Raw genomic sequence first — 24,469 nt, 5'->3', positions numbered from 1 at the left:
CCGACGTGTTCCGTAGATTCCCGACGTTCCTTGGCGGTTGGATATGACGAACAGCGACATCAGTACCGACATCGGCACCACCGAGTCCGGTCCGCCGGACGGGCTGGATGCCTCATTCATCAGGATGGCCATCGTTCTGCTGCTGGGTATGTTGCTGGCGTTGCTGGACGAGACGATCGTCAACGTCGGTATCAAGACCCTCACCGCGGAGTTCGCGTCACCGCTGTCCACCATTCAGTGGGTCACCGCCGGCTATCTTCTCGCCGTCTCGGTGGCGATCCCGCTCTCCGGCTGGGCGGTCGACCGGTTCGGTGGCAAGCGGATGTGGCTCGTCTCGGTCAGCCTCTTCGTACTCGGTTCGGCGCTGTGCGGGATGGCCTGGTCCGTGGAAAGCCTCATCGCGTTCCGGGTGGTGCAAGGACTCGGCGGTGGCATGATCGTCCCGGTGGTGCAGGCGGTCCTGGCTCGCGCGGCCGGCCCGCACCGGGTCGCCAAGGCCATGGGGCTGATCTCGATCCCGCTCACCGTCGGGCCCGTGCTCGGCCCGCTGCTCGGTGGTTTGCTGGTGGATCAGGTCAGCTGGCGGTGGATGTTCCTGATCAACCTGCCGATCGGCGTCTTCGCCCTGTTGTTCGCGATCAAGGCCGTGCCCGCCGACACCGACGGCGATTCGGCAGGCCACAAGCTGGATCTGCTCGGCCTGCTGTTGCTCTCGCCCGGATTCGCGGCCTTGGTGTACGCGTTGTCCACCGCGGCGCACGAGGGTGGTTTCGGCTCGGCGAAGGTGGTCGTGACCCTGATTCTGGGCGCGGTGTTCCTGTTGGCCTACCTGGCACACGCGCTGCGCGGCAGGATCACGCCGTTGATCGATGTCCGGCTCTTCGCCCGGCGCGGCTTCACCATGGCGGTCGCGGTGATGTTCCCGATCGGTGCGGTCGCGAACATTCTGCTGTTCCTGACGCCGCTCTATTACCAGCAGATTCGCGGATTCGGCGCCGTGCACGCCGGGCTGCTGCTCATCCCGCTGGCGTTCAGCGCGCTCGGCACGATGATCGCGGTGCGCCTCGGGGCCACCTACACGCCGAGGGTGACTTCGCCGATCGCCATGCTGATAGCGGCACTCGGCACGCTGCTCTACACACAGCTCGGCTCGGACAGCAACCAGGTGGTGCTGGCGATCGGAATCGCGCTCGCCGGGTTCGGGGTCGGCGCGACGATCCCGCCGACCATGGCGTTCATGTACCGGGCGGTCGCCCCGGAGGCGGCTGCCCGGGCCACCGGCGGCCTGTTCATTCTGAACCAGCTCGGTGGTGCGGTCGGTATCGCGGCCGCCGCCGTGCTGCTGCAGCGCGGCGGCAGCACGACCTCGGTGATCGCCTTCGGTGACACCTACTGGCTGGTGGTCGGTTTCAGTGTGGTGGCGGCGATCGCGTCCGTATGCCTTCCCGGCCCGTTCCGGGTTCCCGTCGAGGAAGCGGCTCCCGCCACGGCATAGCGGCGTTCCAGCACCGCTCGTCCCGCCACCGGCAGCATTTCGGTATGACATCCGATGACCAGACCCAAGTGCTGATCGCCGGTGGCGGGCTGACCGGTCTCGCCGCTTCGATGTTGCTTTCGTGGCAGGGAATTTCGTCGATCCTGGTCGAACGTCACCCGGGCACTTCGATCCATCCGAGGGCGCTGTCCTACAACCCGCGCACCACCGAGATCTTCCGCCTCGCCGGGATCGGTGCGGCGGTCCGGCGTGAGGAGCTCCCGGTCGACGGCGGGGTGCCCCGGCGGTTCACCAGCCTCACCGGTGCCGAGATCGGCATGGGCCGGGAGGAGGGTGACCAGGTCGAGGACCTGTTCGAGAATCTGTGGGAACGTAAGGTATTGATCGCGCAGAGCCGATTGGAACCGATCCTTCTCGACCGGGCGGCGGAACTCGGTGCGGACGTCCGGTTCGGCACCCGAATGGTTTCCTGGAGTGAAGAACCGGACGGGGTGCGAGCCGTGGTGCGCGACGAGAGCACCGGCCTGCGACGAGTGATCCACGCCGACTACCTGATCGCCGCGGACGGTGGACGGAGCCCGGTCCGGGATCGGCTGGGTATCGGCATGCACGGTTTCGGCACGATCTCGCCGTGGGTGAGCATCCTGTTCCAGGCCGACGTGGACGACGAACTGGGCAGGCGAATTCCGCCGGTGTGCTTTTTGGACGGTCCGCGGGTCAAGGGCTTTCTCGCGCGTTATCACGATCAATGGGCACTGGCCACGGTTTTCGAACCGGACGATGAGGCCGGGGCGCGGCTTTCCGACGGCCGGTGCACCGAGCTGGTTCGCTCCGCGTTCGGGGTGCCCGAACTCCCGGTCCGCCTGCTGAGCACCTTGTACTGGGAGGTCGCCGCCAGGGTGGCCGACCGTTACCGGCAAGGCCGTGTGCTGCTGGCGGGAGACGCCGCGCACGTCATGCCGACGATGGGCGCGTTCGGGGCGAACACGGGAATCCAGGACGCCTTCAATCTGTCCTGGAAGCTCGCCCAGGTGTTGCGTGGAAGCGCCGGGCCGGACTTACTGGACAGTTACGAGGCCGAACGGCGGCCGGTCGCGGAAACCACGGTGAACCAGGCGGTGGCCCGGTACCGGAACCGGCTCGGACAAGGCCCGTCAGTTCCGCTGATGAGCAATTTCAGCCTGGTCTTCGGGTACAAGTACGCGTCGTCCGCCGTGCGGGAGAGGCCGGAAGCCGACCAGGGTTACGACGAGAAACCCAGCGGCCGCCCTGGGACCAGGGCGCCCCACGTCCCGGTCGCCGGAGACCCCGGTGTCAAGTCGACGATGGACCTGTTCGGCCGCCGGTTCACCTTGCTGGCCGGCGAGCGGGCCGAGCGGGTCGCGAACGCGACCCGTGCCGCGGCGGAGCGGCTCGGCGTGGATCTCCGGGTCGTCCACATCGGACAGCGGGCGGGACTGGCGGACACCGACGGCCGGTTTCTCGCCCGGTACGGCATCACCGAGCGCGGCGCGGCGCTCGTGCGGCCGGACGGAGTGGTCGGCTGGCGGTCCGCCGACGGCGATCAGGACCCGGAACCCGAGTTACGTGCTCTGCTCGCCAGAACCCGGTGAGAGGCAGGTGGAGGTGTCGAGGTCCGAGCGCCTCGCCCGGGAGCCGGGCAGGCGGGTTGCGACCTCGACACCTTTGCCTTGCTTCTTCGCGGATCACGAACATGATCCGCCGGATACGGTCCGGTGGCTCAGGGAGTGCGATGGAGAATGGCGGCGAGGGCCGAGGCCAGGTCGTCCGCGTCGGCGGCCCGCGGCGAGCGCCAGGCGATGAACCGGTCCGGCCGCACGAGGACCGCACCGGGCGCGGTCACCCCGTAGAGCTTCTCCCAGAGCCCGCCCGGGTCTCGCAGGTCGCCGTGCTCGCCGATCCGGTGCACGTTCACCTCGACTCCCAGCCCGGCCGCGACCTCGGCCGCGGCCGACGGCCACGAGCCGCTGGGATCGGAGGTGAGCAGGACGAACGCGGAGCCGAAAAGGGCCGAAGTGGACGTCGGTTCGCCGTCGCTGGTGGTCAGCGGGACATACGGGGCACGCGATCCCGGCCTGCCGGAGGGGGCGGCCGGATCCTCCACGATCTCCCCGTCGTCGCCCGGCTCCGCCACGATCGCCCCGACGGGATACCGGTAGCCGAAGATCAGCATGGGCAAGGGCAGCTGGTCGGGGACGTCGTCGGCCGCGAGGTCCGGCCGCAGCCGCTGAACAAGGTTGGCGTACTGCTGCTCGGCCAGCAGGTCGGCGACAGGACGGCGTTCCGTGTCGTGACTGTCCAGCAAGCCGTCGCCCGCTTGGCCGTGCAGCACCGCGGCCAGTTTCCAGCCGAGGTAGAAGCCGTCCATGATCGCGGTGTTGCCACCGAGTCCGCCAGTCGGTGGCATCACCTTCGCCGCGTCGCCGACCAGCAGTACACGGCCGTCGGCGAACCGATCGGCCACCGCACAGGTGATCGAGGTTTCGGCGCATTCGACCACGGCCGGCTCGCGTCCGGCCAACCCCAGATCGGCGCTGAGCAGTCCGGCGACGTCGCCGGGGGCGCGGGTGGTGAGATCGGCCAACTCGGGGGTCATGTTGTAGAAGACGCCGTACCTGCCGGGGACGTCGGTGGTGAAGAAGACGATCGGGCCATGCCGCGTGGTCAGATGGAAAGCGGCGAACTGCCTGCCGTCGGTCAGCCCGTCCCGCTGGTCGAGAACGCCGGTGAGGTCCGCGTCGAACAGCACCCGTATCACGGCACCCACCTCCCCCCGCCCGTGCGTGCCGACACCGAGGGTCTTCCGCACCGCACCGCGCCAGCCGTCCGCGCCGATCAGGTAGTCGGCGTACACGGTGCGATCGGTACCGGTCTTCAGGTCCCTGATCACCGCGACGACTTCGTCCCGGTTCTGGACGAACGAGCGCAACTCGGTGCCGAAGCGCACGTCCGCGCCGAGTTCTCCGGCCCGGACGGCGAGGATCTCTTCGCACTGGGCTTGGCTCGCCTGTCCCCAGTCCTCCGGTGAGAGGTGTTTCAGGGCGTCCGCCGGGGCACTGAAGTCCTTCCGCACCGGTCCTCGCAGACTGTCCGCGATCACCATGTGGAAGTCCTTGTTACGTCTCGCCGTCATGGCGTGCAGCCGATCGGCGACCCCGGCGACCCGCAGAGCTTCCATCGCGTGGATGAACTGGCCCTGGGCCTTGACCCCGGTATAGGTCGACCGGTGCCGTTCGCATACCAGCGCGGGGACTCCGCGAAGACCGAGGAAGACCGCGGTGCTGAGCCCGGCCAATCCGCCGCCGGCGATCAGCACCGGTACCCGTTCAGCCGACATCGTCGATCCTCGCCCGGTCGTCGAGCGCGCAGTCGAGCAGCGTTACGCCACGGTCACGACGTACGACTTTGCCGACCGTGAGGCCGGCGGAACCAGCGAGTGCACGCCAGGCCGCCTCGGTGCGTTCCCGCCCACCCATCAGCACCAGTACCCGCAGGTCCATCGCGGTGACGGACTGGTCGGCCCGGTCGTCGACGACCCGGTCCGCGATCAGCACCCGGCCATCCCTGCCCGCGGCTTCCGCGCACCGGCGGAGGATTCGCCGCGCGTCCGGGTCGCTCCAGTCGTGGAGCACATTGGAGAGCAGGTACACGTCCGCCCCTGGAGGCAACGGTTCGAAGAAGTCGCCGCCATAGGTGGTGGCTCTGCCAGTGAGACCGGCTTCTTCCAACACCTTCTTCGCCTCGACGACGGTCGCGGGCAGGTCGAACACGGTCCCGGAGAGACGGGGGAAGCGGGACAGGATCTCGGTCAGTAGCCCGCCCGCCCCGCCACCCACGTCGACCACAGTGGACACTCCGGCCCAGTCATATCCTTCGGCCACCTCGTGGAACCAGTAGTCGTGACCGGACATGATGGCGTCGAAGGACGGGATGATCGACGGGTCGGCGGCGTCCGCCCAGAACGATCGCCCGAAAACGGAGGAGTAACCCGGTTCCCCGGTACGCACCGAGTGCAGCAGGCCGGCGAACGCGCCGTCGATCCGTCCTCCGATGCCTGTCAGATCGAGGCGCGCACGCCAGCTGCCCGGATGGTCCGTCCGGAGCGGCTCGGCACTTTCGGTCAGCGCGAAGACTCCTTCGCTCGGTTCGGCGAACACACCCTGCCGGGCGAGGTGCCGCAACAACCGGCCGAGCGCGTCCGTGTCGGCACCCGCGGCCTCGGCGAGATCCGGCAGCCGGGTACGCCCCGCCGCGAGGTGGTCGGCGATCCGCAGGGTGGCGGCGACCCGGACCGCCCATGGGGTGAGGATATCGGCGGCCCGGAACAGGTCGAGCGTTGGTGCGGACATCGTTTTCCCTTCGCTCAGGAGAAATGTGGCAGCACGTGGTCGGCGAACAGTTCCATGGTCCGTACCGACTCGGCGAACGGCATGTTGCCGGTGATGACCTGCAGGCTGATGGTGATGTCGCCGAACCAGCCGCGGATCGTCTCCAGCCGCTGGATCACCTCGTCCGGGGAACCGACCAGGACTTTGTTGTCCGTGAGGTGTTTCGTGAAGTCACTGTTGCGTACGTTCTCCACTATCTTTTCGTAGCCTTGGTACTGGTCGCTGCGCGTGTGCGTCCAGGACTCGACCGCCGCGACCAGTTTCCGGTTGGTGTTCTCCGAATAGGTGCGGCCGAGGGTGCGCGCTACTTCTCCGTCCGGTGCCAGATAGCAGTTGTAGGACATGTGGATGTCCTCGTCGACTGGTTCGTAACCGGCTTCGGCGGCTTCCTTGCGGTACAGCGTGAGCATGTCCTGCAGCTTTTCGCGTTTGTTGATCGCGGGCACCAGCATCAATCCGTAGCCTGCGCGACCCGCCGCGGCACACGTCTCCGGCGTGACCGCCGAAGTGACCAGTATCCGGGGGTGCGGGCGCTGGTAGGGACGCGGCAGCATCGTGAGCGGGCCGAACCGGTGGAAGGTGCCGTTCCAGATGACGTCCTTCTCCGTCCACAGCAAGCGGCAGGCGGCGATGCCCTCGTCGAACCGCGGCCTGCTCTCGTCCATGGACACCTCGTAGGCCGCGAACTCGTCCGGCAGGAAAGCGCGCCCGAAACCGACGTCCAAGCGGCCGAGGGAGATGTTGTCCAGCATGGCCAGCTTCCCGGCCAGCTTGATCGGGTGGGTGAAAGCAGGCAGCACCGCGCCGGTGACCAGCCGGATCTTGCTGGTCCGCGCGGCCGCGGCGGCGAGGAAGGTGACCGGATCCGGGCTGTAGCCGCCGTAGCCGGTGAAGTAGTGCTCCACCGTCTTGACATGATGAAAGCCGAGCCGCTCGGCGAGCTCGGTCAGTTCGAGTGCCTCCTGGAAGTAGCGGTCGGCGGGCTTCTCGTCCTCGCCCACGGTGGGGAAAAGGTTGATACCGAACTTCATGTCTGTCCTTAGTGGTCGGTCAATGGACACCCAGGGTGGATGTGGTCGCGGTGAGGAAGCCCCGGTCGTGGTAGAGCAGCGGCTTTCCGGGATACCGGGCGGTCGCCTCGATCCGGCCGAGGACCAGCGCGTGGTCGCCCGCCTTGACCTCCTGCCACACCACGCATTCGGCATGGGCGAAGCAGTCGTCGACGAGGATCGGGGCGCCGCGACCGGCCGCCGACGGCCGGATGCGCAGGCCGGCGAACTTATCCGGACTCTTCGTGGCGAACGCCCCGGCCAGCAGGTCCCGGCCGCCTGCCAGGAAGTTCACCGCGAAACCACCGGCTTCCCGGATCGCCCTTAGCGTGTTCGACCGCTCGTCGACACTGACCGCGAGCAGCGGGGGATCCTTTGCCAGTGCGCAGATCGTGGTACTCGTCAGGCCGTGCGGCCGTCCGCGGAGGTCCACCGCGGTGATCACGGCGACCGTCGCGGGCACCGCGGCGAACAGCGTCCTGAACTCGTTCTCGTCGATCGGCATCCGCTTCCCTCCTGCCGTTCCAGCATGGGCGGAGCCCGTACAACGTCACTGGAACCGCCCTTTAGCGGTTCACGGGACCAGCAGTACCCGGCCGAGCTGTTCTCGGTTCTCGAGGATCTGATGCGCCTTGGCCGCGTCGGTGAGCGGAAGCGTCGCGTGCACGGCGGTACGCAGCTTTCCTGTTCGTACCAACTCGATGAGCTTGATGAGGCCTGCTTCGGCCTCCTCGGGGCGGTGCGTCACCCATTGGTCGAACGACGTGCCGACGACGTACTTGATTCCGAACAGGTCCACCATGGACGCGCGCGCGGTCTCCCCGGACGCGCCGGCGAAGCCGTAGTAGACCAACCGGCCGAACGGAGCGAGCAGCTCGAGGCTCGGCTGGAAGACCGTGCCCTCCACACTGTCCAGCACCACGTCGACGCCGCGATCACCGACCGCCGCCCGTACCGCGTCCGGCCACGTTGGTTCGCGGTAGTCGACCACGACGTCCGCGCCCAGCGAGCGGGCGAATTCCAGCTTCGCGGGCGAGCCCGCGGTCGCGATCACCGTGCCCGCACCCTCGAGCTTGGCCAGCTGTACCGCGAGGTGGCCGATCGAGCCCGCGGCGGCGTGCACCATCACCGTCTCGCCCGGTGAAAGTCTCCCGACACGGAGGATGTTGTAGGCGACCTGTGCCGGAGACGCCAGGGCGCTCGCCGCGCCCGCGTCGATCGAGGCGGGCAGCGGACGCAGCCAGGCGGAGTCCGCGACGACGTAGTCGGCGTAGGCCTCCTTCACCCCCCACGCCGCGACTCGGTCGCCTACCGAGACCGTGGTCACCCCGCTGGTCACCGCTTCGACCGTGCCGACGACATCGCCGAGTGGGATCGCCGGCAGCCGGCTCGGGAAGAACTCGCTGCCCCGGCGTAGTTCGGTGGCGATGAAATTCACCCCGATCGCCTCGGTCCGCAGAAGCACCTGGCCGTCGCCGGGGGTGGGGACGTCGGCTTCCTCGATCCGCAGCACGTCCGGTCCGCCGTGTTCATGGTAACGAACAACGCGCATGGAGACTCCTCTCGTCGTGGGCGCCGCGGCGCCGCACCGGTCACAGGGTGAGCAGAGCTTTTCCGTTCAGTTCACGGTTGTGCAGCGCGTGCAGCGCGCTGCCGGCTTCGGTCCACGAGACCGTGGTGGCGATCTGCGGGTCTAGTTCGCGCCCGGCGGCCAAACCGACCAGGTAGGCGAGGTCGCGCGCGACGGGTTGGGCGGCGAGTTCCCGGAACAGGAACAGATAGTGAAGCGTCACGCCGGGCCGTGCGTGTCCCCAGTCGGCGGGCAGCCGTAGTTCCTCACGTGCGGTGTTGCCGTAGCAGATCACCGAGCCGCCCGCCGCCACCCGGCTGTAGGCGGTGCCGAGTACTTCACCGCCCGCGCCGTCCAGCAGCACGTCGATGGGCTCGTCCGGCGGGTTCCGGTAGCCGAGGACCTCGGCGGCGCCGAGGTCCGTCAAGCCGTCGGCGCGGCGAGCCGAGCTGGTCGAAGCCAGTACCCGGGCGCCCGCGATCGCGGCCAGTTGCACCGCGAATCTGCCCACCCCGCCGCCCGCCCCGGTGATCAGCACCGTGCGGCCGAGCAGTGAGCCACTTGCGCGTATCGCGTACAACGCGGTGAGCCCGGCGACCGGGATCGCGGCGGCGGACCTGCCGAGGGGGTCCGGCACCGCCGCGAGCCGGTCGACCGGGATCACGGCGCGTTCGGCCCAGCCGTCACGGTCCGCGAGGCCGACCACGGCGGTGCCCTCCGCCGGTCCGGTACCGTCCGGCGCCGCGCGCAGCACGGTGCCGTAGACATCCCAGCCGAGTGGCGAACCAGCGGGCAGAACGGTGGTGAGGGCCAGCTCGCCCCGGTTGACGCCCGCGGCGCGCACCTCGATCAGCGCGTGATCGTCCGGCTGCGCCGGTTCGGGGCGATCGGCCAGGGCGAGCTCCCCCGGGTTTCCGGTGGTGACCAGTGATTTCATGCTTAAGCTCTAGCCGGTCCGGGGACACCGGCGCTCCAGTCGCGGTAGAGCGGAAATCACACCTCTGCTCGCGCATGCGAATAGGGAGCGAACTCCGAGGAAGTTTTCCTTGTCCCTGTTGTAAGAAACGACGTCGCGGCGGCCTGGCCGAGAGAATTCGATTGCATGTGCATGCACTTCGCGGAGCCGAACCCGGGTATCCTCGAAGGCAGGACGGAAGGATGCGACATGGTGATGAACCGCCGGCAGCGGGACGGGGTCGAGCTGTGGTGCCAGCTGACGGCGCTGACCAACCAGGTCGGCCAGGCGCTGGACAAGCAGCTGACTCAGGAACACGGCATCGGGATGTCCGAGGTCCTGTCCCTGATGACACTGAGGGACGGCAATCCGCGTGGGGCCAGGGTGCAGGAACTCGCCGAAGCGATCGGCCTCAACCAGTCCTCGATGAGCAGGCTGACCGCCAGGCTGGAGGCGAAGAACCTGGTCGAGCGGGTGGTCTGCGAGTACGACCGGCGCGGCGTGTTCTGCGCGATCACCGAGGCGGGACGGGACCGGGTGGAGCGCGCTCTCGAGACCTTCAGCGTCGAGTTGACCAAGGCGCTGGACGTGGCCGCCTTCGAGAGCCGGACCGCGTCGGTGGTGGCGCGGCTGCGCTACGACGCCAACGCGGTCACCGGCTGAGCGGACCGTGCGCGGGAGTTGTTTCGGCGCGCTCCACGACCGAACCAATCGGGTGTGCGGCGATGCGGGCGTTCTCGGCGCGTCACGGGCCGTTGGCGAGGCGATTTGGAGCGGCACTGGATTCTCGCTGGAGTAAGGGGACGTCACTCTGAGTGTATTCACCTGCTCAGTTGCCCCGGGGTTGGGCCGAATGGGTCGAATTTTCTTGTGAGATCCCCTTGCTCTACGGCCGCGCGTTGCTAACGTCGATTCGAGCCGCTCACGTCCACCGGTTGTTCGACGCCCGCGCTGGGTCGACCGGTCGAAGATCAGCGCTACGCTGGCTTCACCTGCCCTCGGCGTGTCATAGGGGGGATCAAGCATGGAATTTGGGTTACTGGGGCCGATCTACGTTCGCGAGGACATGGTGTCCAAGGTTCCGAGCGCGCGGAAACAACGGCAGCTACTCGCTTTGCTGCTCCTGAACTCCAATCAGGTCGTGCCGGTGACGGAATGCATAGAAGAACTATGGGGACAGAACCCTCCGGCTAGTGCGCTTTCCACGTTGCAAACTTATGTGATGCAATTACGCAAGGCGTTCAGAGGCAGCAAAAGAATTGATTCGATGTCGATGCGCAGCCTGTTGGTCACCAAGGATCGTGGTTACCTTTTCAAGGTTCGTGACGGCGAGCTGGATCTGCATGTTTTCGAATCCTGCGCGCGGGAGGGGCGAGTGGCGTTGAGTAACGGAAAGCTGGTCGACGCCGCCGCGCTGTTCCGCCGCGCGCTCGGGCTGTGGCGCGGGCCCGCGCTGGTCGACGTGGAACCGGGGCCGATGCTCCGGTCCTGGCTGAACGGTATCGAGGAGTACCGGCTGAGCACACTGGAACAGCGGATAGAGGCCGACCTCGGCCTGGGCAAGCACCATGAACTGCTCAGCGAACTGAGCCTCCTGGTCGGCCAGCAGCCGCTGCACGAGAGCCTGCACGCCCAGTTCATGGTGGCGCTCTATCGATCCGGGAGGCCGGCGCACGCGCTCGAGGTCTATCACCGGCTCCGGCGCGCGCTCGACGACGAACTCGGGCTCGACCCGTCGCCCCGGATGCGCAGGTTGCAGCAGGCCATCCTGTCCGCAGACCCCGCACTGGAGGTCTCCGCGCACGCGGGGTCACGGCTGTCGCTGGATCTGGTCGACCGGAGCGGAACAACCAGACAGGACCGGGGCCAGGGACCGGCCCGTAGCTCCGCGTGAGCGGCTCGAAACCCGCCGTCGAAGCGGCTCCGGCGCTGCTGGAGGTGGCGGGTCTCGGTGTGCGTTTCGGTGGGCAGCGCGTCGTGCACGACGTGTCGTTCACCGTGGCGGCGGGGCAATGCGTCGCCATCGTCGGGGAATCGGGAGCGGGCAAGAGCGTCACCACGAGGGCTCTCGTCGGGTTGACCGGTCCGGGGTCGGTCGTCGAGGCGGGCACCTTGCGGCTGGACGGCACCGATCTCACCGCGTTGGACGAGCGCGGCTGGCGCCGGGTCCGCGGGCGGCGGATCGGTCTCGCGGCACAGGACGCCCTCCTCTCGCTGGATCCGTTACGTCGTGTCGGCAGGGAGGTCGTCGCCACTCCGCGGATCCACCGTCTGGTGCCGCGGCGTGGGCTCGGCGGTCTCGCCGTCGAACTGCTCCGCGGGTTCGGCGTTCGTGACCCGGAAATGCGCGCTCGCCAGTACGTGCACCAGCTTTCGGGTGGCCTGCGGCAACGAGCGCTGGTCGCCGCGACGGCCGCGGCGAGACCTGAGTTGCTGATCGCCGACGAGCCGACCACCGCGTTGGACTGGCCACTGCAGCGACAAGTACTCGACGTGCTGATACAGCTGCGGGACGGGGGCACCGGACTGCTGTTGACCGGGCACGACCTGCAGATGGTGTACCGGCTGGCCGACTGGATCGTGGTGATGTACCGGGGGACGGTCGTCGAGTCCGGCCCGGCCCGGCGGGTACTCACCGCCGCGCAACATCCGTACACCAGGGGCTTGCTTCAAGCGATTCCGCTGTTCCACCGGCGGCGAACCAGGCTGAGCACGTGTCAGCGCAACGGGCCGTCGAAGAGCTCGGACGGCTGCGGCTTCGCCGACCTGTGTGTGTTCGCGGACGAGGATTGCCGCCACGGAGTCGTCGCGGCCCGCGACTTCGGCGCGGGTCACCAGGTCAGTTGCTGGAAGGCGCCGCTCCCACCCTTGGCCACGGTGATCCGGGCACCGGTGTGGCCTGCCCGGGTGCGCGACGAAGTCCTGCTGGAAGCCGAGGGCCTGACCCGGTCGTTCCGTCTGCCGAGAGTCGGCAGACGGAACGTGGTCGACGACGTCTCGTTCCGGCTCGACGCCGGCGAGACGCTGGGGCTGGTCGGCGCCTCCGCGTCCGGGAAGACCACGACGGCACGAATGATCCTCGGCATGCTGAACCCGGATCGGGGATCGGTATGGCTACGGGGCAGGCTGTGGAACCCGTTGCCGGAGCGGCGCCGCCGAGACCTGCGCCGGGGAATCCAGGCGGTGAGCCAGGATCCACTCGGTTCGTTCGATCCGCGATTCACCGTGTCCCGGATCGTCGGCGAGGCGCTCAGTGCCGTCGGCATGCCGGTCGGCTGGGCACGGCAGCGGCGGATCGCCGAACTGCTCGACCAGGTGGGGCTCGGCACCGATGTTCTCGATCAGGTACCGCACCAGTTGTCCGGCGGGCAGGCGCAACGGGTCGCCTTGGCCAGGGCCCTCGCGGTGGAACCCGACGTGCTGGTCTGCGATGAGCCGATGGCGGCACTGGACGTCTGGAGCCAGGCGCAGCTGCTCGACCTCCTCGCCGAGTTCCAGCAGCGGAACGGCATGGCGTTGTTGTTCATCTCGCACGACCTCGGCGTGATCCGCCATATCAGCGATCGGGTGGTGGTGATGGACGAGGGCAAGGCGGTGGAGTCCGGCGACACCACGACGGTGTTCCGCAATCCGCAGCAGCGGCCGACCATCGAGCTGCTCGCCGCGGTACCGGAGGTGACCGCGCCCGTACGGGGCTTCGGGCCGTGGGTCGCCTGACCACTCACCAGTCGAGCCCGCCGTTGACCTCGAGTACGGCCCCGTTGACGTAACCGGTGTCCTCGGCGGCGAGGAACACCGCGCTTTCCGCGACCTCATCGGCCCGGCCCGGCCTGCCGGACGCGAGCCGGTGCCGGTAACGCTGCCACACCGCCGCGTTGCCGATCAGCGCCTTGCCCATGCCTTCGTCGATGATGCCCGGTGCCAGGCAGTTGACCGCGATCCCCTTCGGGGCCAGTTCCACAGCGGCCACCTTGGTGAGCATCTCCACCGCTGCCTTGGACGCGCTGTACGCCGCGGCGCCCGGAGCCACCCGGCTCGCCAAGGCCGAGGACAGGGTGATGATCCGGCCGCCGCCCCTTTCTTCCAGGAGCGGCGCGGCTTCCCGGATACAGTGGAATGTTCCGTCGACGTTCGTCGCCAGCACTTCACGCCACTGCGCGGGAAGAAGCGTGGCCACCGGCCCGGGCCTGCTCAGCCCGGCCGCCGCGACCACGATGTCCAGTGCGCCGTACTGGTCCGCGGCGGCGGCGAAAGCCGCCCTTACCGCGTCCTGATCTCGAACGTCGGCCGCGTACCAGCTGAGATCATCGCCGCCCGGTTCGGCGGGGTGATCGCGTCCGACACCGACGACCCGTGCCCCCTCGGCGAGGAAACGTTCGGCGATCCGTCTGCCGATGCCCTTGGTCCCACCGGTGACGACGGCGATTTTTCCTTTGAGACGCATGAAATCTCCTCGCTCGGCCCAGGTACTTCCGATCGATTCTGCCCGCGCCCGCATCCGGTGTCCCTACTGTCTCACTGGAGTTTTCCCTTCTCAGGACTATGAATCACCACTGGACCGGCGTTATACCGCCCGGTGCGAATCTCGATTCCTCAAGGAAGGGATGGGGATGTGATGCAGCGGCGGGTAGTCATCACCGGCCTGGGCGTGACCGCGCCGGGCGGCATCGGGGCGCGGGCGTTCTGGGACCTGTTGGCCGGCGGCCGCACCGCGACCAGGTTGATCTCCACCTTCGACACCACGGGTTTCCGGTCGAGGGTCGCGGCCGAATGCGACTTCGATCCGGCGAAGCACGGCCTGAGCCCAAGGGAAATCCGCCGGATGGATCGCGCCGCCCAGCTGGCCGTGGTGTCCGCCGCCGAGGCGATCGAGGACAGCGGGCTCGAGGTGCACCGGCTCGATCCGTATCGGGTCGGTGTGGCGATCGGCAGCGCGGTCGGCGCGACGATGGGACTGGAGGAGGAGTACGTGGTGGTCAGCGATCGCGGTAGCCGATGGCTGGTGGATCACGAGTACGCCGTACCGCATCTCTACGACTACTTGGTGCCGAGCTCGCTGGCCGCGGAAGTGGCCATCGCGGCCGGCGCGCAGGGACCGGCGACGGTGATCTCCACCGGCTGCACGTCCGGCTTGGACTCTGTCGGCTACGCCACTGAGCTGATCCGCGAAGGCACCGCGGACGTGATGATCACCGGTGCGACCGATGCGCCGATCTCGCCGATCACCCTGGCCTGCTTCGACGCGATCAAGGCGACCACACCGCGCAACGACGATCCCGCGCACGCGTCGCGCCCATTCGAACGCAGCCGTAACGGCTTCGTGCTCGGTGAGGGTTCCGCGGTGTTCGTACTGGAGGAACTCGAGGCCGCGAAGGCGAGAGGTGCGCGTATCTACGCCGAAGTCTCCGGGTTCGCCACCCGCTGCAACGCCTACCACATGACCGGTTTACGGCCGGACGGCAGGGAAATGGCCGAGGCGATCCGGGTCGCGCTGAGCGAGGCGCGGCTGGAGCCGGAACGCGTGGACTACGTGAACGCCCACGGTTCCGGCACCAAGCAGAACGATCGACACGAAACGGCCGCGATCAAACGGAGTCTCGGCGAGCACGCCTACCGAACCCCGGTCAGTTCGATCAAATCGATGATCGGGCACTCCCTCGGCGCGATCGGTTCGATCGAGATCGCGGCTTCGGTGCTCGCGATCACGAACGACGTGGTGCCGCCGACGGCCAATCTGCACGAGCCGGACGAGGAATGCGATCTGGACTATGTGCCGATCACGGCCCGGGAACATCGCACCGACGTGGTGCTCAGCGTGGGCAGTGGATTCGGCGGTTTCCAAAGCGCGATGGTGCTCAGCGGGCCGCGCACCCTCGGCGGCCGCCGGGAAGGTATCGCGGCGTGAACGAGGTCGTGGTGACCGGGCTCGGGGTGCTGGCACCGAACGGGCTCGGGGTCGAGGAATATTGGGAAGCCACGCTGAAAGGGCGCAGCGGAATCGGTGAACTGACCCGTTTCGACCCCGCCTCCTACCCGGCTCGGCTGGCAGGCGAGGTCACCGGTTTCGTCCCTGCCGAGCGCTTGCCGGGCAGGTTGCTGCCGCAAACCGACCATATGACCCGGATGGCCCTGGTGGCCGCGGAGTGGGCGCTCGCCGACGCGGGGGTGAGGCCGGGTGACTTCGGCGAATTCGACATGGGAGTGATCACCGCCAGCGCTTCGGGCGGTTTCGAATTCGGCCAGCGTGAGCTGGAAAAGCTGTGGAGCAAAGGAAGCGAGTACGTCAGCGCATACCAATCGTTCGCCTGGTTCTACGCGGTGAACACCGGCCAGATCTCCATCCGCAACGGCATGCGCGGGCCGGGCGGGGTGGTGGTCAGCGACCAGGCCGGCGGGCTGGACGCGCTCGCCCATGCGCGCAGGCAACTGCGCAAGGGCATCCGGCTGGTGGTATCCGGTGGGATCGACAGCGCGCTCTGCCCGTGGGGGTGGGTGGCCCAGCTGGCCAACGGGAAGATCAGCCGGGCCACCGATCCGGCTACCGGGTACCTGCCGTTCGGCAGCGGGGCGAACGGGTACTTGCCGGGTGAAGGTGGCGCGATCCTGATCCTGGAGCGTGGGGACGCTCGGCCCGATCACCCCGGATACGGGGAGATCGCGGGTTATGGCGCGACCTTCGATCCCGCTCCGGGCAGCGGTGGTGAACCCGGGTTGCGCCGGGCGATCGAGCAGGCGTTGCGCGACGCGGACGCGGATCCAGGCGAGGTGGACGTCGTCTTCGCGGACGCTTCCGGGGTCGCGGAGCAGGACAAGATCGAGGCGGACGCGATCGCCGAGGTGTTCGGCCCGCACGGTGTTCCGGTCACCGCGCCGAAGACCATGACCGGACGCCTCTACTCCGGGGCCGCGCCGCTGGACGTGGCCGCCGCGTTGCTGTCCGTCCGGGACTCGGTGATCCCGCCGACGGTGCACACTCTCTCGCCCGATCCCGCCTACCGGATGGACCTGGTGACCGACGCACGACCGGTGGCGGTCCGGACGGCGTTGGTGATCGCGCGCGGGCACGGCGGGTTCAACTCCGCCCTGCTGGTACGCGGCCCGAATCGACGGAAACAGGAAGGACCACGACGATGACCGACGAGCGAGTGAAACTCACCCTGGACGACCTGACCAGGGTCATGCGCGAATGCGCGGGTGCGGATGAATCCGTCGATCTCACCGGCGACATCGCGGGTGTGGAGTTCGCCGATCTCGGCTACGACTCCTTGGCGCTGCTGGAAACGACGGCGCGACTGCGGCAAGAGTACGGCATCCGGCTCGACGACGACGTGGTCGCCAACGTGAAGAACGCCGGCGAATTGCTCGCCGTCATCAACGACGTCGCGACGGCGCAGGCCTGACTCGGCGGGCGAAGAAAGGTGGACCGTTGACCGAAACCCTTGTCCCGGCCGGACTCGCGGCTACCGACTGGATGGTCTGCTCCGGCTGCCGTCAGTTCGTGTACCGCAAACGACTGGCCCGCAACCTGTGGGTCTGCCCGGATTGCGGGCGGCACCACCGCCTGACCGCCGGGCAACGGCTGGCGCAGTTGCTCGACGAGGGCACCGAGGACAGGCTGGAGTTCGAGGTGGCCGGCACCGACCCGTTGGCCTTCATCGACACCGAGCCCTACCCGCGGCGCTGGCAGGCGGCGCGAGAGGCCACTGGGCTGGCCGAGGCCGTGCTGGTCGCCAAGGGCCGGGTCATGGGCGCACCGGTGGTGCTCGCCGTGATGGATTTCCGTTTCCTCGGCGGCAGTCTCGGCTCCGCGGTCGGTGAGCTGGTCACCGTGGCGGCCGAGATCGCGCTGCGCGAACGGACGCCGCTGCTCCTGGTCACCGCCTCCGGTGGCGCCCGGATGCAGGAGGGCGCGTTGTCCCTGATGCAGATGGCGAAGACCGCGCGGGCCATGGGCGAGCTGGACAAGGCCGGAATCCCTACGATCTCGTTGATCACCGACCCCACCTTCGGCGGAGTCGCCGCGTCCTTCGCGACGTTGGCCGACGTGATCATCGCCGAGCCGGGCGCGCGGATGGGCTTCGCCGGGCGGCGGGTGATCGAGCAGACGGTCCGCCAAGTGCTGCCGGAAGGGTTCCAGACCGCCGAATTCCTTCTCGCGCACGGGTTGATCGACGCGATCCGGCCGAGACACGCGCTGCGCGTCACACTCGGCAGGCTGCTTTCGGCGAAGTCCGGCATCGAGCCACCCGGCCCGGGCGAACCGGATCCGGTGCTGCGGGACCCGGCCGGGCTCCCCGCCGTCCCCGCCTGGGACCGGGTGCTGACCGCACGTGATCCGGAACGTCCGACCACAGTGGACTATCTGAGTCTGGTGTTCGACGAGTTCGAGCGGCTCGATGGTGATCGGATCTCCGGTGACTGCCCGGCGATGATCGGCGGGGTGGCACGGTTGGCCGGTATTCCGGTGATGGTCCTCGGCCAGCAGAAGGGGCACACCCTGGCCGAGCGTGCGGCGCACAACCACGGGATGCCGAGCCCGGCGGGCTATCGCAAGGCCGCGCGCCTGGCGGGTATCGCGGCGAAGCTGGGTCTCCCGGTGATCACCCTGGTGGACACCCCTGGCGCGTATCCGGGAGTGGAAGCCGAGGAACAGGGGCAATTCGTCGCGATAGCGGAATGTATCCGGCTGTTCGCGGAATTGCCCGTTCCGGTGGTCTCCGTGATCACCGGTGAGGGCGGCAGCGGCGGCGCGCTGGCCACCGCGGTCGCCGACCGGGTACTGATCTGTGCCAACGGAATCTATTCGGTGATCAGCCCTGAGGGATGCGCGGCGATCCTGTGGCATGACGCCCAGGCCGCTCGTGCCGCGGCCGGCGCGCTCCGCCTCGGCGCGCCCGAACTCCTCGCACTCGGCGTGGTGGACGGGATCGTGCCGGAGCCGGACGGCGGGACGCAGGCCGATCACCTCGCGGCGGCCAGGATGCTGCGGGCGGCGCTGCTCGCCGCGCTCGGTGAACTGTTCCCGATGAATCCCGCCGAACTGATCGGCAGGCGGGGGCGGAAGTTCAGGCGACTCGGTGCCGGTGCGGTACAGCCGGTGGAAAGCGGGACGGGATGAACGGGAACGGAGTCCGGACGGACTCGGAGGCCGTGGCCGGGGCCGGGCTGATCGAACTGATGGATCGGTTGCGGGACTGTGCGTTGGGCCTCCTCGCCGGCGCGCCGGTGATGCCGGCCACGCTCCGCTTGCGGGCGGGAGCGGCCGAGATCGAAATGACCTGGCCCGGCGTCGCCTCCGCGCCCGAGGTTGGCGTGCCCACCACGGACCTCGTGGACGGCGATCAGGGGCACTACGTGTGCGCCCCGACGGTCGGCGTGTTCTACCGGGCGTCGGAGCCGGGTGCGAAGCCGTTCGTCGAACCGGGTGACGTCGTGAGCGCGGGCCAGCAACTCGGGATCGTCGAGGTGATGAAGCTGATGGTGCCGGTCGAAGCGGATTTGCCGGGCCGGATCGAGCGGATCTGCGGCGCGGACGGGGAACCGGTGGAGTACGGCGATCGGCTGTTCCTCGTCACACCCTCCGGAAAGGACGGTTGAGCACCGTGTTCGACAAGGTGCTGATCGCGAATCGCGGCGAGATCGCGCTCCGGGTGGCGAGGGCCTGCCGGGAGCTCGGCGTGCGCACGGTCGCGGTGTACTCGACCGAGGACCGGGATTCCGCGGTCGTGCGGTTCGCGGACGAGGCAGTCTCGATCGGGCCCTCGCCTGCCCGGCACAGCTACTTGAACATGCCGGCGATCATCGAGGCAGCGCTGCGCACCGGCGCCGACGCGGTGCATCCCGGCTACGGATTCCTCTCCGAGGACCACTACTTCGCCGAAGTATGCGCGGCCAACGGCCTCACCTTCATCGGTCCGCCCGCCGAAGTGATCGCGACGCTCGGTGACAAGCCCGCGGCGCGCGAGCTGATGGCGGGGGCCGGGGTGCCCTTGCTGCCGGGCAGCCTGCGACCGCTCGACACGCTGGCCGACGCGCGGGCCGTCGTGGACGGAATCGGCTATCCGGTGATCATCAAGGCCGCCGCAGGAGGCGGTGGCCGTGGGATGGCCGTGGTGCGGTCGGCCGGTGAGCTGGAACCGGCCTACCAGCGCACGCGCGCGACCGCGCAGTCTCTCTTCGGTGACGGACGGGTGTATCTCGAGCGGTATCTCGAGCGGGCGCGGCACGTGGAGATCCAGATTCTCGCCGATCACCGCGGTGACACGGTGCACCTCGGTGAACGTGACTGCAGCACGCAGCGGCGGCACCAGAAGCTGATCGAGGAGAGCCCCGCGCCCGGTCTCCCGGAGGCCCTGCTCCGGCCGATGCGCCAGACCGCGGTACGCGGCGCGCGGGCGGCCGGATACCTCGGCGCGGGAACCTTCGAGTTCCTGGTCGATCCCGAACGCGCCGAGTTCTATTTCATGGAGGTGAACTGCAGGATCCAGGTCGAGCATCCGGTGACCGAGCTGGTCACCGGTGTCGATCTGGTCGCCGAGCAGTTGCGCATCGCCTCGGGTGAACCGTTGCGGCTGCGGCAGGAGGAGATCATCCCGCGTGGCGTGGCGATCGAGTGCCGGATCAACGTGGAGGACCCCGAGCGCGATTTCGCCCCGGCCCCCGGCCTGCTGGCCGAGTTCGAGCCCGCCGCCGGACCGTTCGTCCGGGTGGACACCCACGGCTTTCCCGGCTATCGCGTACCGGCGAGTTACGACTCGCTGCTGGCGAAGCTGCTGGTGTGGGCGCCGGACCGCGACACCGCCTTGCGCCGGATGAGCCGGGCGCTCGCCGAGTTCCGGGTTTCCGGGCCGGGAGTGCGCACCACGACGGCGTTCTTGGCGGGCATCATCGCGGAGCCTGAATTCCGGCGCGGCGAGCACACCACCTCGATCGTGGGCGACCACCTGGGCAAGCGGACGAGCGAGCGGTCGGATGTGGACGAACTGGTGCGGAACCAAGGGTGAGGAGTGCGATGTCAGCGACGTCAACGAAGCATCGGGTGGCGGTGGTCACCGGAGCGACCAGCGGGATCGGACTGGCGGTGGCCGAGCGTCTTTCCGCTGATGGCGGGCGGGTGTTCATCTGCTCGCGCGACCGCGATGGCGTGGACGCCACGGTGAAACGGCTGCGCGACGCGGGGCGCACGGTGAGCGGGCAGGCCTGCGACGTGCGGTCCGGTTCGGACGTGCGCGAGTTCGTCGAGGCCGCGGTGGCCGAATTCGGCACGATCGACGTGCTGGTGAACAACGCCGGGCGCAGCGGCGGCGGGGTGACCGCGGAGATCGCCGACGAACTGTGGCTCGACGTGATGGACACGAACCTGAACAGTGTGTTCCGGGTGACCAAGGAAGTGCTCAAGACCGGCGGGATGCTGGAGAAGCCGCGCGGCCGGGTGATCAACATCGCCTCGACCGGGGGCAAACAGGGTGTCGTGCTCGGCGCGCCGTATTCCGCGTCGAAGCACGGTGTCGTCGGTTTCACCAAGGCGCTCGGTCTCGAACTGGCGAAGACCGGGATCACGGTGAACGCGGTATGCCCCGGCTACGTGGAAACCCCGATGGCGCAACGCGTCCGGGAAGGTTACGCGGCCGCTTGGGACATCACGGAGGACGCGGTGCTCGAGCGCTTCCAGGCCAAGATCCCGCTGGGCAGGTACACCGAGCCGGAGGAAGTCGCCGGATTGGTCGGCTACCTGGTCACGCCGGCCGCGGACCCGATCACCGCGCAGGCGATCAACGTCTGCGGCGGCTTGGGCAACTACTGACACGAGGGGAACGCGTGACCATGGCAAAGGAAACCGAACACCGGATCAAGGTGCAGGCGCCGGCCGCCGTCGTCTACGGGCTGGTCGCCGATGTCGCCGCCTGGCCGTCGATCTTCCCCCCGACCGTGCACATCGAGTGCCTGGAGCGGAACGGTTCCACCGAACGCCTGCAAATCTGGGCGACCGCGAACGGCGAGGTGAAGACGTGGACTTCACGCCGTGAGCTGGACGCGGACGAACTGCGGGTCTCCTTCCGGCAGGAGAGGTCCGCGCCACCGGTCGCCGCGATGGGCGGTGCGTGGATCGTCGAACCGCTTTCGGACACCGAAACCCTGGTGCGGTTGCTGCACGACTTCGAGGCGGTCGGCGACGATCCGGAGAACGTGGCGTGGATCGAACGCGCGGTGGGTCACAACAGCGAGGCCGAACTGGCGGCCTTGAAGGAGGCCGCGGAGCGCGTCGCGACCGAGGGCGAGGGCGCCACGCTCACTTTCACCGACGAGGTGTGGGTCGCCGGTTCCGGCGCGGACGTGTACGACTTCCTGAACGAAGCGGACCGCTGGCCGGACCGGTTGCCTCATGTGGACAAGGTTTCGTTGACCGAGCCGGCCCCGGGCCTGCAGGAACTGGAGATGGACACCCGGACCGGAGACGGTTCGGTCCATACCACCAAATCCATCCGGGTATGCCGACCGCACAGCCACATCGTCTACAAGCAGCTGCACCTGCCCGCGCTGTTGAGCGTCCATACCGGACAGTGGACGATCGTGGCGGAGCGGGGCGGCGTGCTGGTGCGGTCGGCCCATACCGTGACCATCAAGGAATCGGCGATCGAGGAAGTGCTCGGCGACCACGCCACCCTCGCCGACGCGCGGACCTTCATCCGGGAGGCGCTCGGGCGCAACAGCACCACCACGATGCGCCACGCCAAGGAATACGCCGAGTCCCGTGGTGCCGGGGTCTCGGCCGAGTTGTACACGTCACTCCAGGCCTTCTACGCGCGCCAGATGCGGTTGCTCGACAACGGCGAAGCGGAGCGCTGGGCGGAGACCTTCACCGAAGACGGGGTTTTCGCGCAGAACGCGAAACCGCGGCCGATGAGCGGGCGTGCGGACATAGCCGCGTCGATGCGCCGCGGCCTCGACCGGCTCGCGGCGACGGGCCTGCGCAGGCGCCACTGGACCGGGATGCTCGAAGTCGAACCGCTGCCCGGCGGCGAGGTGCGGACGAACTACTACGCGTTGGTGATCTCCACGCCGAAGGGCGGGAAAGCGGAGCTGTATTTGTCGACCACCTGCTCGGATCTGCTGGTGCGCTGGGGAAACGGCTGGCTGGTGCGGCACCGGCAGGTCGACCATGACAACGTCTGAGCCGGCCTCGGCGTCCGTCTCGCTGGCGCGGTTCTACGCCCGGCAGACGAGGTTGCTCGGTACCGGCGATGTCGAGGGATGGTCGGAGACCTTCGCCGAGGACGCGGTGTACGAGCAGCGTGGGCGAAGCGATCGGGTGTATGCGCGCGGGGCTTCGCCGGCACGGCGGGGCCGCGACCAGATCGCTTCGGCCGCCCGAGGCGCGCTGGCCGACCTGGCCGAGCGGGGTGCGGTGCGCAAGCAGTGGATCGACCTGGTCGATGTCGACACCGGGCCGGACGGCACCGTTCGCGCCGAGTATCGGACGGTGATCGTGCAGACCGGCCGCGACGGTGGAACCTCGTTGCACATCAGTGCCTACGGCGCGGACGTGGTGGTACCGGACGGGGAACGGTGGCTGGTCACCGAGCGAGTGCTGTGGCACGACGACGCGTGAGCGCACCACCTGTCACGGCCGGCGTATCAGGCGTGAGAGGCCGGGTGGTGCCCCGCCAACGTGATCATGTCCCGGAACGGTCCCGCGGAGGGGAGGTGGGCGCCAAGCGGCAAGGGTGACCGGCCGTGAACCGGCTGCTCCAGGTAGGCCCGGTGCAGGTTCGCCACCAGACGCTCGGAATCGAGCAGGTCGGCGAACCGGCCGAGGTCGACGTCGCGGGCCAGTTCCAACGGGTCGAGACCGGCGGCGATCCCGTCCACGGTCAGGCCGGTGAGCCAGCGCAGGTACGCCGCGTTCGTGTCCAGGACCTCCGGGCCGGCGACCGGGCCATGCCCGCACACCACGATCTCCGGCTCGAGTGCCCGCATGCTGTCCAAGGTGGACAGGGTACCGGCGACGGAGCCCATCAGCACGAACGGAGTGCAGCCGGAGAGTGCGACATCACCGGCGAACAGCACTCGTTGCTCGGGCAGCCACACCAGCGTGTCGTTCGTGGTGTGCGCGGCGCCAGGGTGGATCAGCTCGACCGTGAAGTCGTCGAGATGCAGGGTCAAGCGGTCGGCGAAGGTCAGCGTCGGGAGTTCCACGCGAAGCTCGCCCCACTCGACCTCCGGCCACATGCCGGCGAGCGCGAGGCCGGAGCGGGCCATTTCGGTCCTCGTTCGCTCGTGCGCGAGCACGGCCGCTCGTGGCGCGAACACCATGTTGCCGAACGTGTGATCACCGTGGTGATGGGTGTTGACCACCAGGCTCGGTGCCGCCGCACCGAGCGCGGCGACCGCCGACCGCAGCCGGTGCGCTCGCCGTTCGGTCGCCGCGGTATCGATCAGGATCGTCCGTCGCCGGTCCGCCAGCACGCCGGCGTTGTTCACGCACCAACCGCCGTCGGGCTGGATGTAGGCGTGAACCCGGTCGGCGAGCTCCGTCAACCGGGCGTCCTCCGGCCTTCGAGCGCGTTCAGGCACCGGCCGGTGCGCCTTGCTGTACGACCTCGCTGAGGTGGGGCTCGCCCTTGATCACGCCGTCCAGTTCGCTCAGCCGTTTCCGGAATTCAGGCTCAGCCAGCGAGCGTTTGAAGGATTCCTCATTTTCCCATTCCGCTACATTGAAATAGGTTTTCGGGTCCTTCGTCGATCGGACCAGTTGATAGCGGATCAAGCCCGGCTGGGTCAGCATGAATTCCGCGACCGAAGCATAGATGCGCTCCAGGTCTTCCTCGGCTCCGATGACTGTCAGTTTGTTGATGAACACCACCACGAAACCGGCTCCCCTTCGCTCGTCGGCCGCCCGCCCGACCACCGCCTGCGGTAGGCGAGTCAATGCTCGACGGCGGTGGTACAGCCTTGATCCAGTACCACTGGACGCCCATTGCCTGATCGTTC

23 protein-coding genes and 1 pseudogene are annotated in these 24,469 nt (G+C 68.4%); 15 read left to right on the top strand and 9 right to left on the bottom strand.

From position 1 onward, the window contains the following. The first annotated feature begins 43 nt into the window (after nucleotides 1-43). Nucleotides 44-1,495, top strand: a complete 1,452-nt coding sequence (locus ED92_RS39390; RefSeq protein WP_037347717.1) for a DHA2 family efflux MFS transporter permease subunit — start codon at nucleotides 44-46, stop codon at nucleotides 1,493-1,495. A gap of 44 nt (nucleotides 1,496-1,539) precedes the next feature. Further along, a complete protein-coding gene (locus ED92_RS39385; protein WP_037347714.1) occupies nucleotides 1,540-3,108 on the top strand; it encodes an FAD-dependent monooxygenase in 1,569 nt (522 codons plus the stop codon). A 128-nt stretch (nucleotides 3,109-3,236) separates the two neighbouring features. Here ED92_RS39385 and ED92_RS39380 read toward each other — a convergent pair whose 3' ends face one another. From ED92_RS39380 to ED92_RS39355, 6 genes are all read right to left on the bottom strand, one after another. Next, the gene (locus tag ED92_RS39380; RefSeq protein WP_037347713.1) at nucleotides 3,237-4,853 is read right to left on the bottom strand and encodes an FAD-dependent monooxygenase; all 1,617 of its coding nucleotides are present in this window, start codon (nucleotides 4,851-4,853) and stop codon (nucleotides 3,237-3,239) included. Next, nucleotides 4,843-5,865 (bottom strand): methyltransferase, encoded by a 1,023-nt coding sequence (locus tag ED92_RS39375; RefSeq protein WP_052121283.1) that lies wholly within the window; start codon nucleotides 5,863-5,865, stop codon nucleotides 4,843-4,845. The genes ED92_RS39380 and ED92_RS39375 overlap by 11 nt, the downstream gene beginning before the upstream one ends. 14 nt (nucleotides 5,866-5,879) lie before the next feature. Further along, on the bottom strand, nucleotides 5,880-6,935 hold the full coding sequence (locus tag ED92_RS39370) for an LLM class flavin-dependent oxidoreductase (protein ID WP_037347712.1): 1,056 nt from the start codon (nucleotides 6,933-6,935) through the stop codon (nucleotides 5,880-5,882). Between the two features lie 19 nt (nucleotides 6,936-6,954). Continuing rightward, nucleotides 6,955-7,458, bottom strand: a complete 504-nt coding sequence (locus ED92_RS39365) for a flavin reductase family protein (RefSeq protein ID WP_037347710.1) — start codon at nucleotides 7,456-7,458, stop codon at nucleotides 6,955-6,957. A 69-nt stretch (nucleotides 7,459-7,527) separates the two neighbouring features. Beyond that, nucleotides 7,528-8,505, bottom strand: coding sequence for a zinc-binding dehydrogenase (locus tag ED92_RS39360; RefSeq protein WP_037347708.1), 978 nt, complete (start codon nucleotides 8,503-8,505; stop codon nucleotides 7,528-7,530). Nucleotides 8,506-8,545: 40 nt separating this feature from the next. Continuing rightward, on the bottom strand, nucleotides 8,546-9,460 hold the full coding sequence (locus ED92_RS39355) for a zinc-binding dehydrogenase (RefSeq protein WP_037347707.1): 915 nt from the start codon (nucleotides 9,458-9,460) through the stop codon (nucleotides 8,546-8,548). A gap of 228 nt (nucleotides 9,461-9,688) precedes the next feature. On the opposite strand from ED92_RS39355, the gene ED92_RS39350 reads away from it, so the two are divergent. The 4 genes and pseudogenes from ED92_RS39350 to ED92_RS39340 all read left to right on the top strand — a co-directional run bounded on the left by ED92_RS39350 (nucleotide 9,689) and on the right by ED92_RS39340 (nucleotide 13,195). After that, entirely contained in the window at nucleotides 9,689-10,141 is a 453-nt protein-coding gene (locus tag ED92_RS39350) for a MarR family winged helix-turn-helix transcriptional regulator (protein ID WP_052121305.1), read from the top strand. 361 nt (nucleotides 10,142-10,502) lie between these two features. Beyond that, nucleotides 10,503-10,724: pseudogene (locus ED92_RS43885) on the top strand (winged helix-turn-helix domain-containing protein); the annotation flags it as partial. A gap of 21 nt (nucleotides 10,725-10,745) precedes the next feature. Beyond that, nucleotides 10,746-11,372 carry an AfsR/SARP family transcriptional regulator gene (locus tag ED92_RS39345; protein WP_063777655.1) on the top strand — a complete coding sequence of 209 codons (627 nt, stop codon included), beginning with the start codon at nucleotides 10,746-10,748 and terminating at the stop codon, nucleotides 11,370-11,372. Continuing rightward, a complete protein-coding gene (locus ED92_RS39340) occupies nucleotides 11,369-13,195 on the top strand; it encodes an ABC transporter ATP-binding protein (protein WP_052121282.1) in 1,827 nt (608 codons plus the stop codon). Before ED92_RS39345 ends, ED92_RS39340 begins: the two co-directional genes overlap by 4 nt. Before the next feature lie 4 nt (nucleotides 13,196-13,199). Here the strand turns inward: ED92_RS39340 and ED92_RS39335 are convergent, their stop codons facing one another. Beyond that, on the bottom strand, nucleotides 13,200-13,922 hold the full coding sequence (locus ED92_RS39335; RefSeq protein WP_037347705.1) for an SDR family NAD(P)-dependent oxidoreductase: 723 nt from the start codon (nucleotides 13,920-13,922) through the stop codon (nucleotides 13,200-13,202). A gap of 171 nt (nucleotides 13,923-14,093) precedes the next feature. Here ED92_RS39335 and ED92_RS39330 point away from each other — a divergent pair, with 171 nt between their 5' ends. Genes ED92_RS39330 through ED92_RS39290 form a run of 9 tightly spaced genes read left to right on the top strand, consistent with a single transcriptional unit; the run spans nucleotide 14,094 to nucleotide 23,087 of the window. Further along, the gene (locus ED92_RS39330; RefSeq protein ID WP_052121280.1) at nucleotides 14,094-15,383 is read left to right on the top strand and encodes a beta-ketoacyl synthase; all 1,290 of its coding nucleotides are present in this window, start codon (nucleotides 14,094-14,096) and stop codon (nucleotides 15,381-15,383) included. After that, entirely contained in the window at nucleotides 15,380-16,612 is a 1,233-nt protein-coding gene (locus ED92_RS39325) for a ketosynthase chain-length factor (protein WP_037347704.1), read from the top strand. The genes ED92_RS39330 and ED92_RS39325 overlap by 4 nt, the downstream gene beginning before the upstream one ends. Next, complete coding sequence (locus ED92_RS39320) at nucleotides 16,609-16,878, top strand: acyl carrier protein (RefSeq protein ID WP_037347703.1); 270 nt, start codon at nucleotides 16,609-16,611, stop codon at nucleotides 16,876-16,878. Before ED92_RS39325 ends, ED92_RS39320 begins: the two co-directional genes overlap by 4 nt. A 26-nt stretch (nucleotides 16,879-16,904) precedes the next feature. Beyond that, complete coding sequence (gene accD / locus ED92_RS39315) at nucleotides 16,905-18,596, top strand: acetyl-CoA carboxylase, carboxyltransferase subunit beta (protein WP_255355416.1); 1,692 nt, start codon at nucleotides 16,905-16,907, stop codon at nucleotides 18,594-18,596. After that, nucleotides 18,593-19,075 (top strand): biotin/lipoyl-containing protein, encoded by a 483-nt coding sequence (locus ED92_RS39310; RefSeq protein ID WP_052121276.1) that lies wholly within the window; start codon nucleotides 18,593-18,595, stop codon nucleotides 19,073-19,075. The genes accD and ED92_RS39310 overlap by 4 nt, the downstream gene beginning before the upstream one ends. 5 nt (nucleotides 19,076-19,080) lie before the next feature. Beyond that, the gene (locus tag ED92_RS39305; protein WP_052121303.1) at nucleotides 19,081-20,481 is read left to right on the top strand and encodes an acetyl/propionyl/methylcrotonyl-CoA carboxylase subunit alpha; all 1,401 of its coding nucleotides are present in this window, start codon (nucleotides 19,081-19,083) and stop codon (nucleotides 20,479-20,481) included. Nucleotides 20,482-20,489: 8 nt separating this feature from the next. Continuing rightward, nucleotides 20,490-21,281 carry an SDR family NAD(P)-dependent oxidoreductase gene (locus tag ED92_RS39300; RefSeq protein ID WP_037347701.1) on the top strand — a complete coding sequence of 264 codons (792 nt, stop codon included), beginning with the start codon at nucleotides 20,490-20,492 and terminating at the stop codon, nucleotides 21,279-21,281. A gap of 20 nt (nucleotides 21,282-21,301) precedes the next feature. Then, nucleotides 21,302-22,651, top strand: a complete 1,350-nt coding sequence (locus ED92_RS39295) for an SRPBCC family protein (RefSeq protein WP_037347700.1) — start codon at nucleotides 21,302-21,304, stop codon at nucleotides 22,649-22,651. After that, the gene (locus ED92_RS39290; RefSeq protein ID WP_037347697.1) at nucleotides 22,638-23,087 is read left to right on the top strand and encodes a nuclear transport factor 2 family protein; all 450 of its coding nucleotides are present in this window, start codon (nucleotides 22,638-22,640) and stop codon (nucleotides 23,085-23,087) included. The genes ED92_RS39295 and ED92_RS39290 overlap by 14 nt, the downstream gene beginning before the upstream one ends. 26 nt (nucleotides 23,088-23,113) lie before the next feature. Here the strand turns inward: ED92_RS39290 and ED92_RS39285 are convergent, their stop codons facing one another. Then, nucleotides 23,114-24,016, bottom strand: coding sequence for an MBL fold metallo-hydrolase (locus tag ED92_RS39285; RefSeq protein ID WP_037347695.1), 903 nt, complete (start codon nucleotides 24,014-24,016; stop codon nucleotides 23,114-23,116). Nucleotides 24,017-24,044: 28 nt separating this feature from the next. Next, nucleotides 24,045-24,344 (bottom strand): antibiotic biosynthesis monooxygenase, encoded by a 300-nt coding sequence (locus tag ED92_RS43230; protein ID WP_037347854.1) that lies wholly within the window; start codon nucleotides 24,342-24,344, stop codon nucleotides 24,045-24,047. Nucleotides 24,345-24,469: the final 125 nt, after the last annotated feature.

The sequence above is a fragment of the Amycolatopsis sp. MJM2582 genome (assembly GCF_000754115.1).
Classification (GTDB): domain Bacteria; phylum Actinomycetota; class Actinomycetes; order Mycobacteriales; family Pseudonocardiaceae; genus Amycolatopsis; species Amycolatopsis japonica.
The sequence above is the reverse complement of the archived record's forward strand: the minus strand, read 5'-3'. Positions and strand labels throughout refer to the sequence as shown.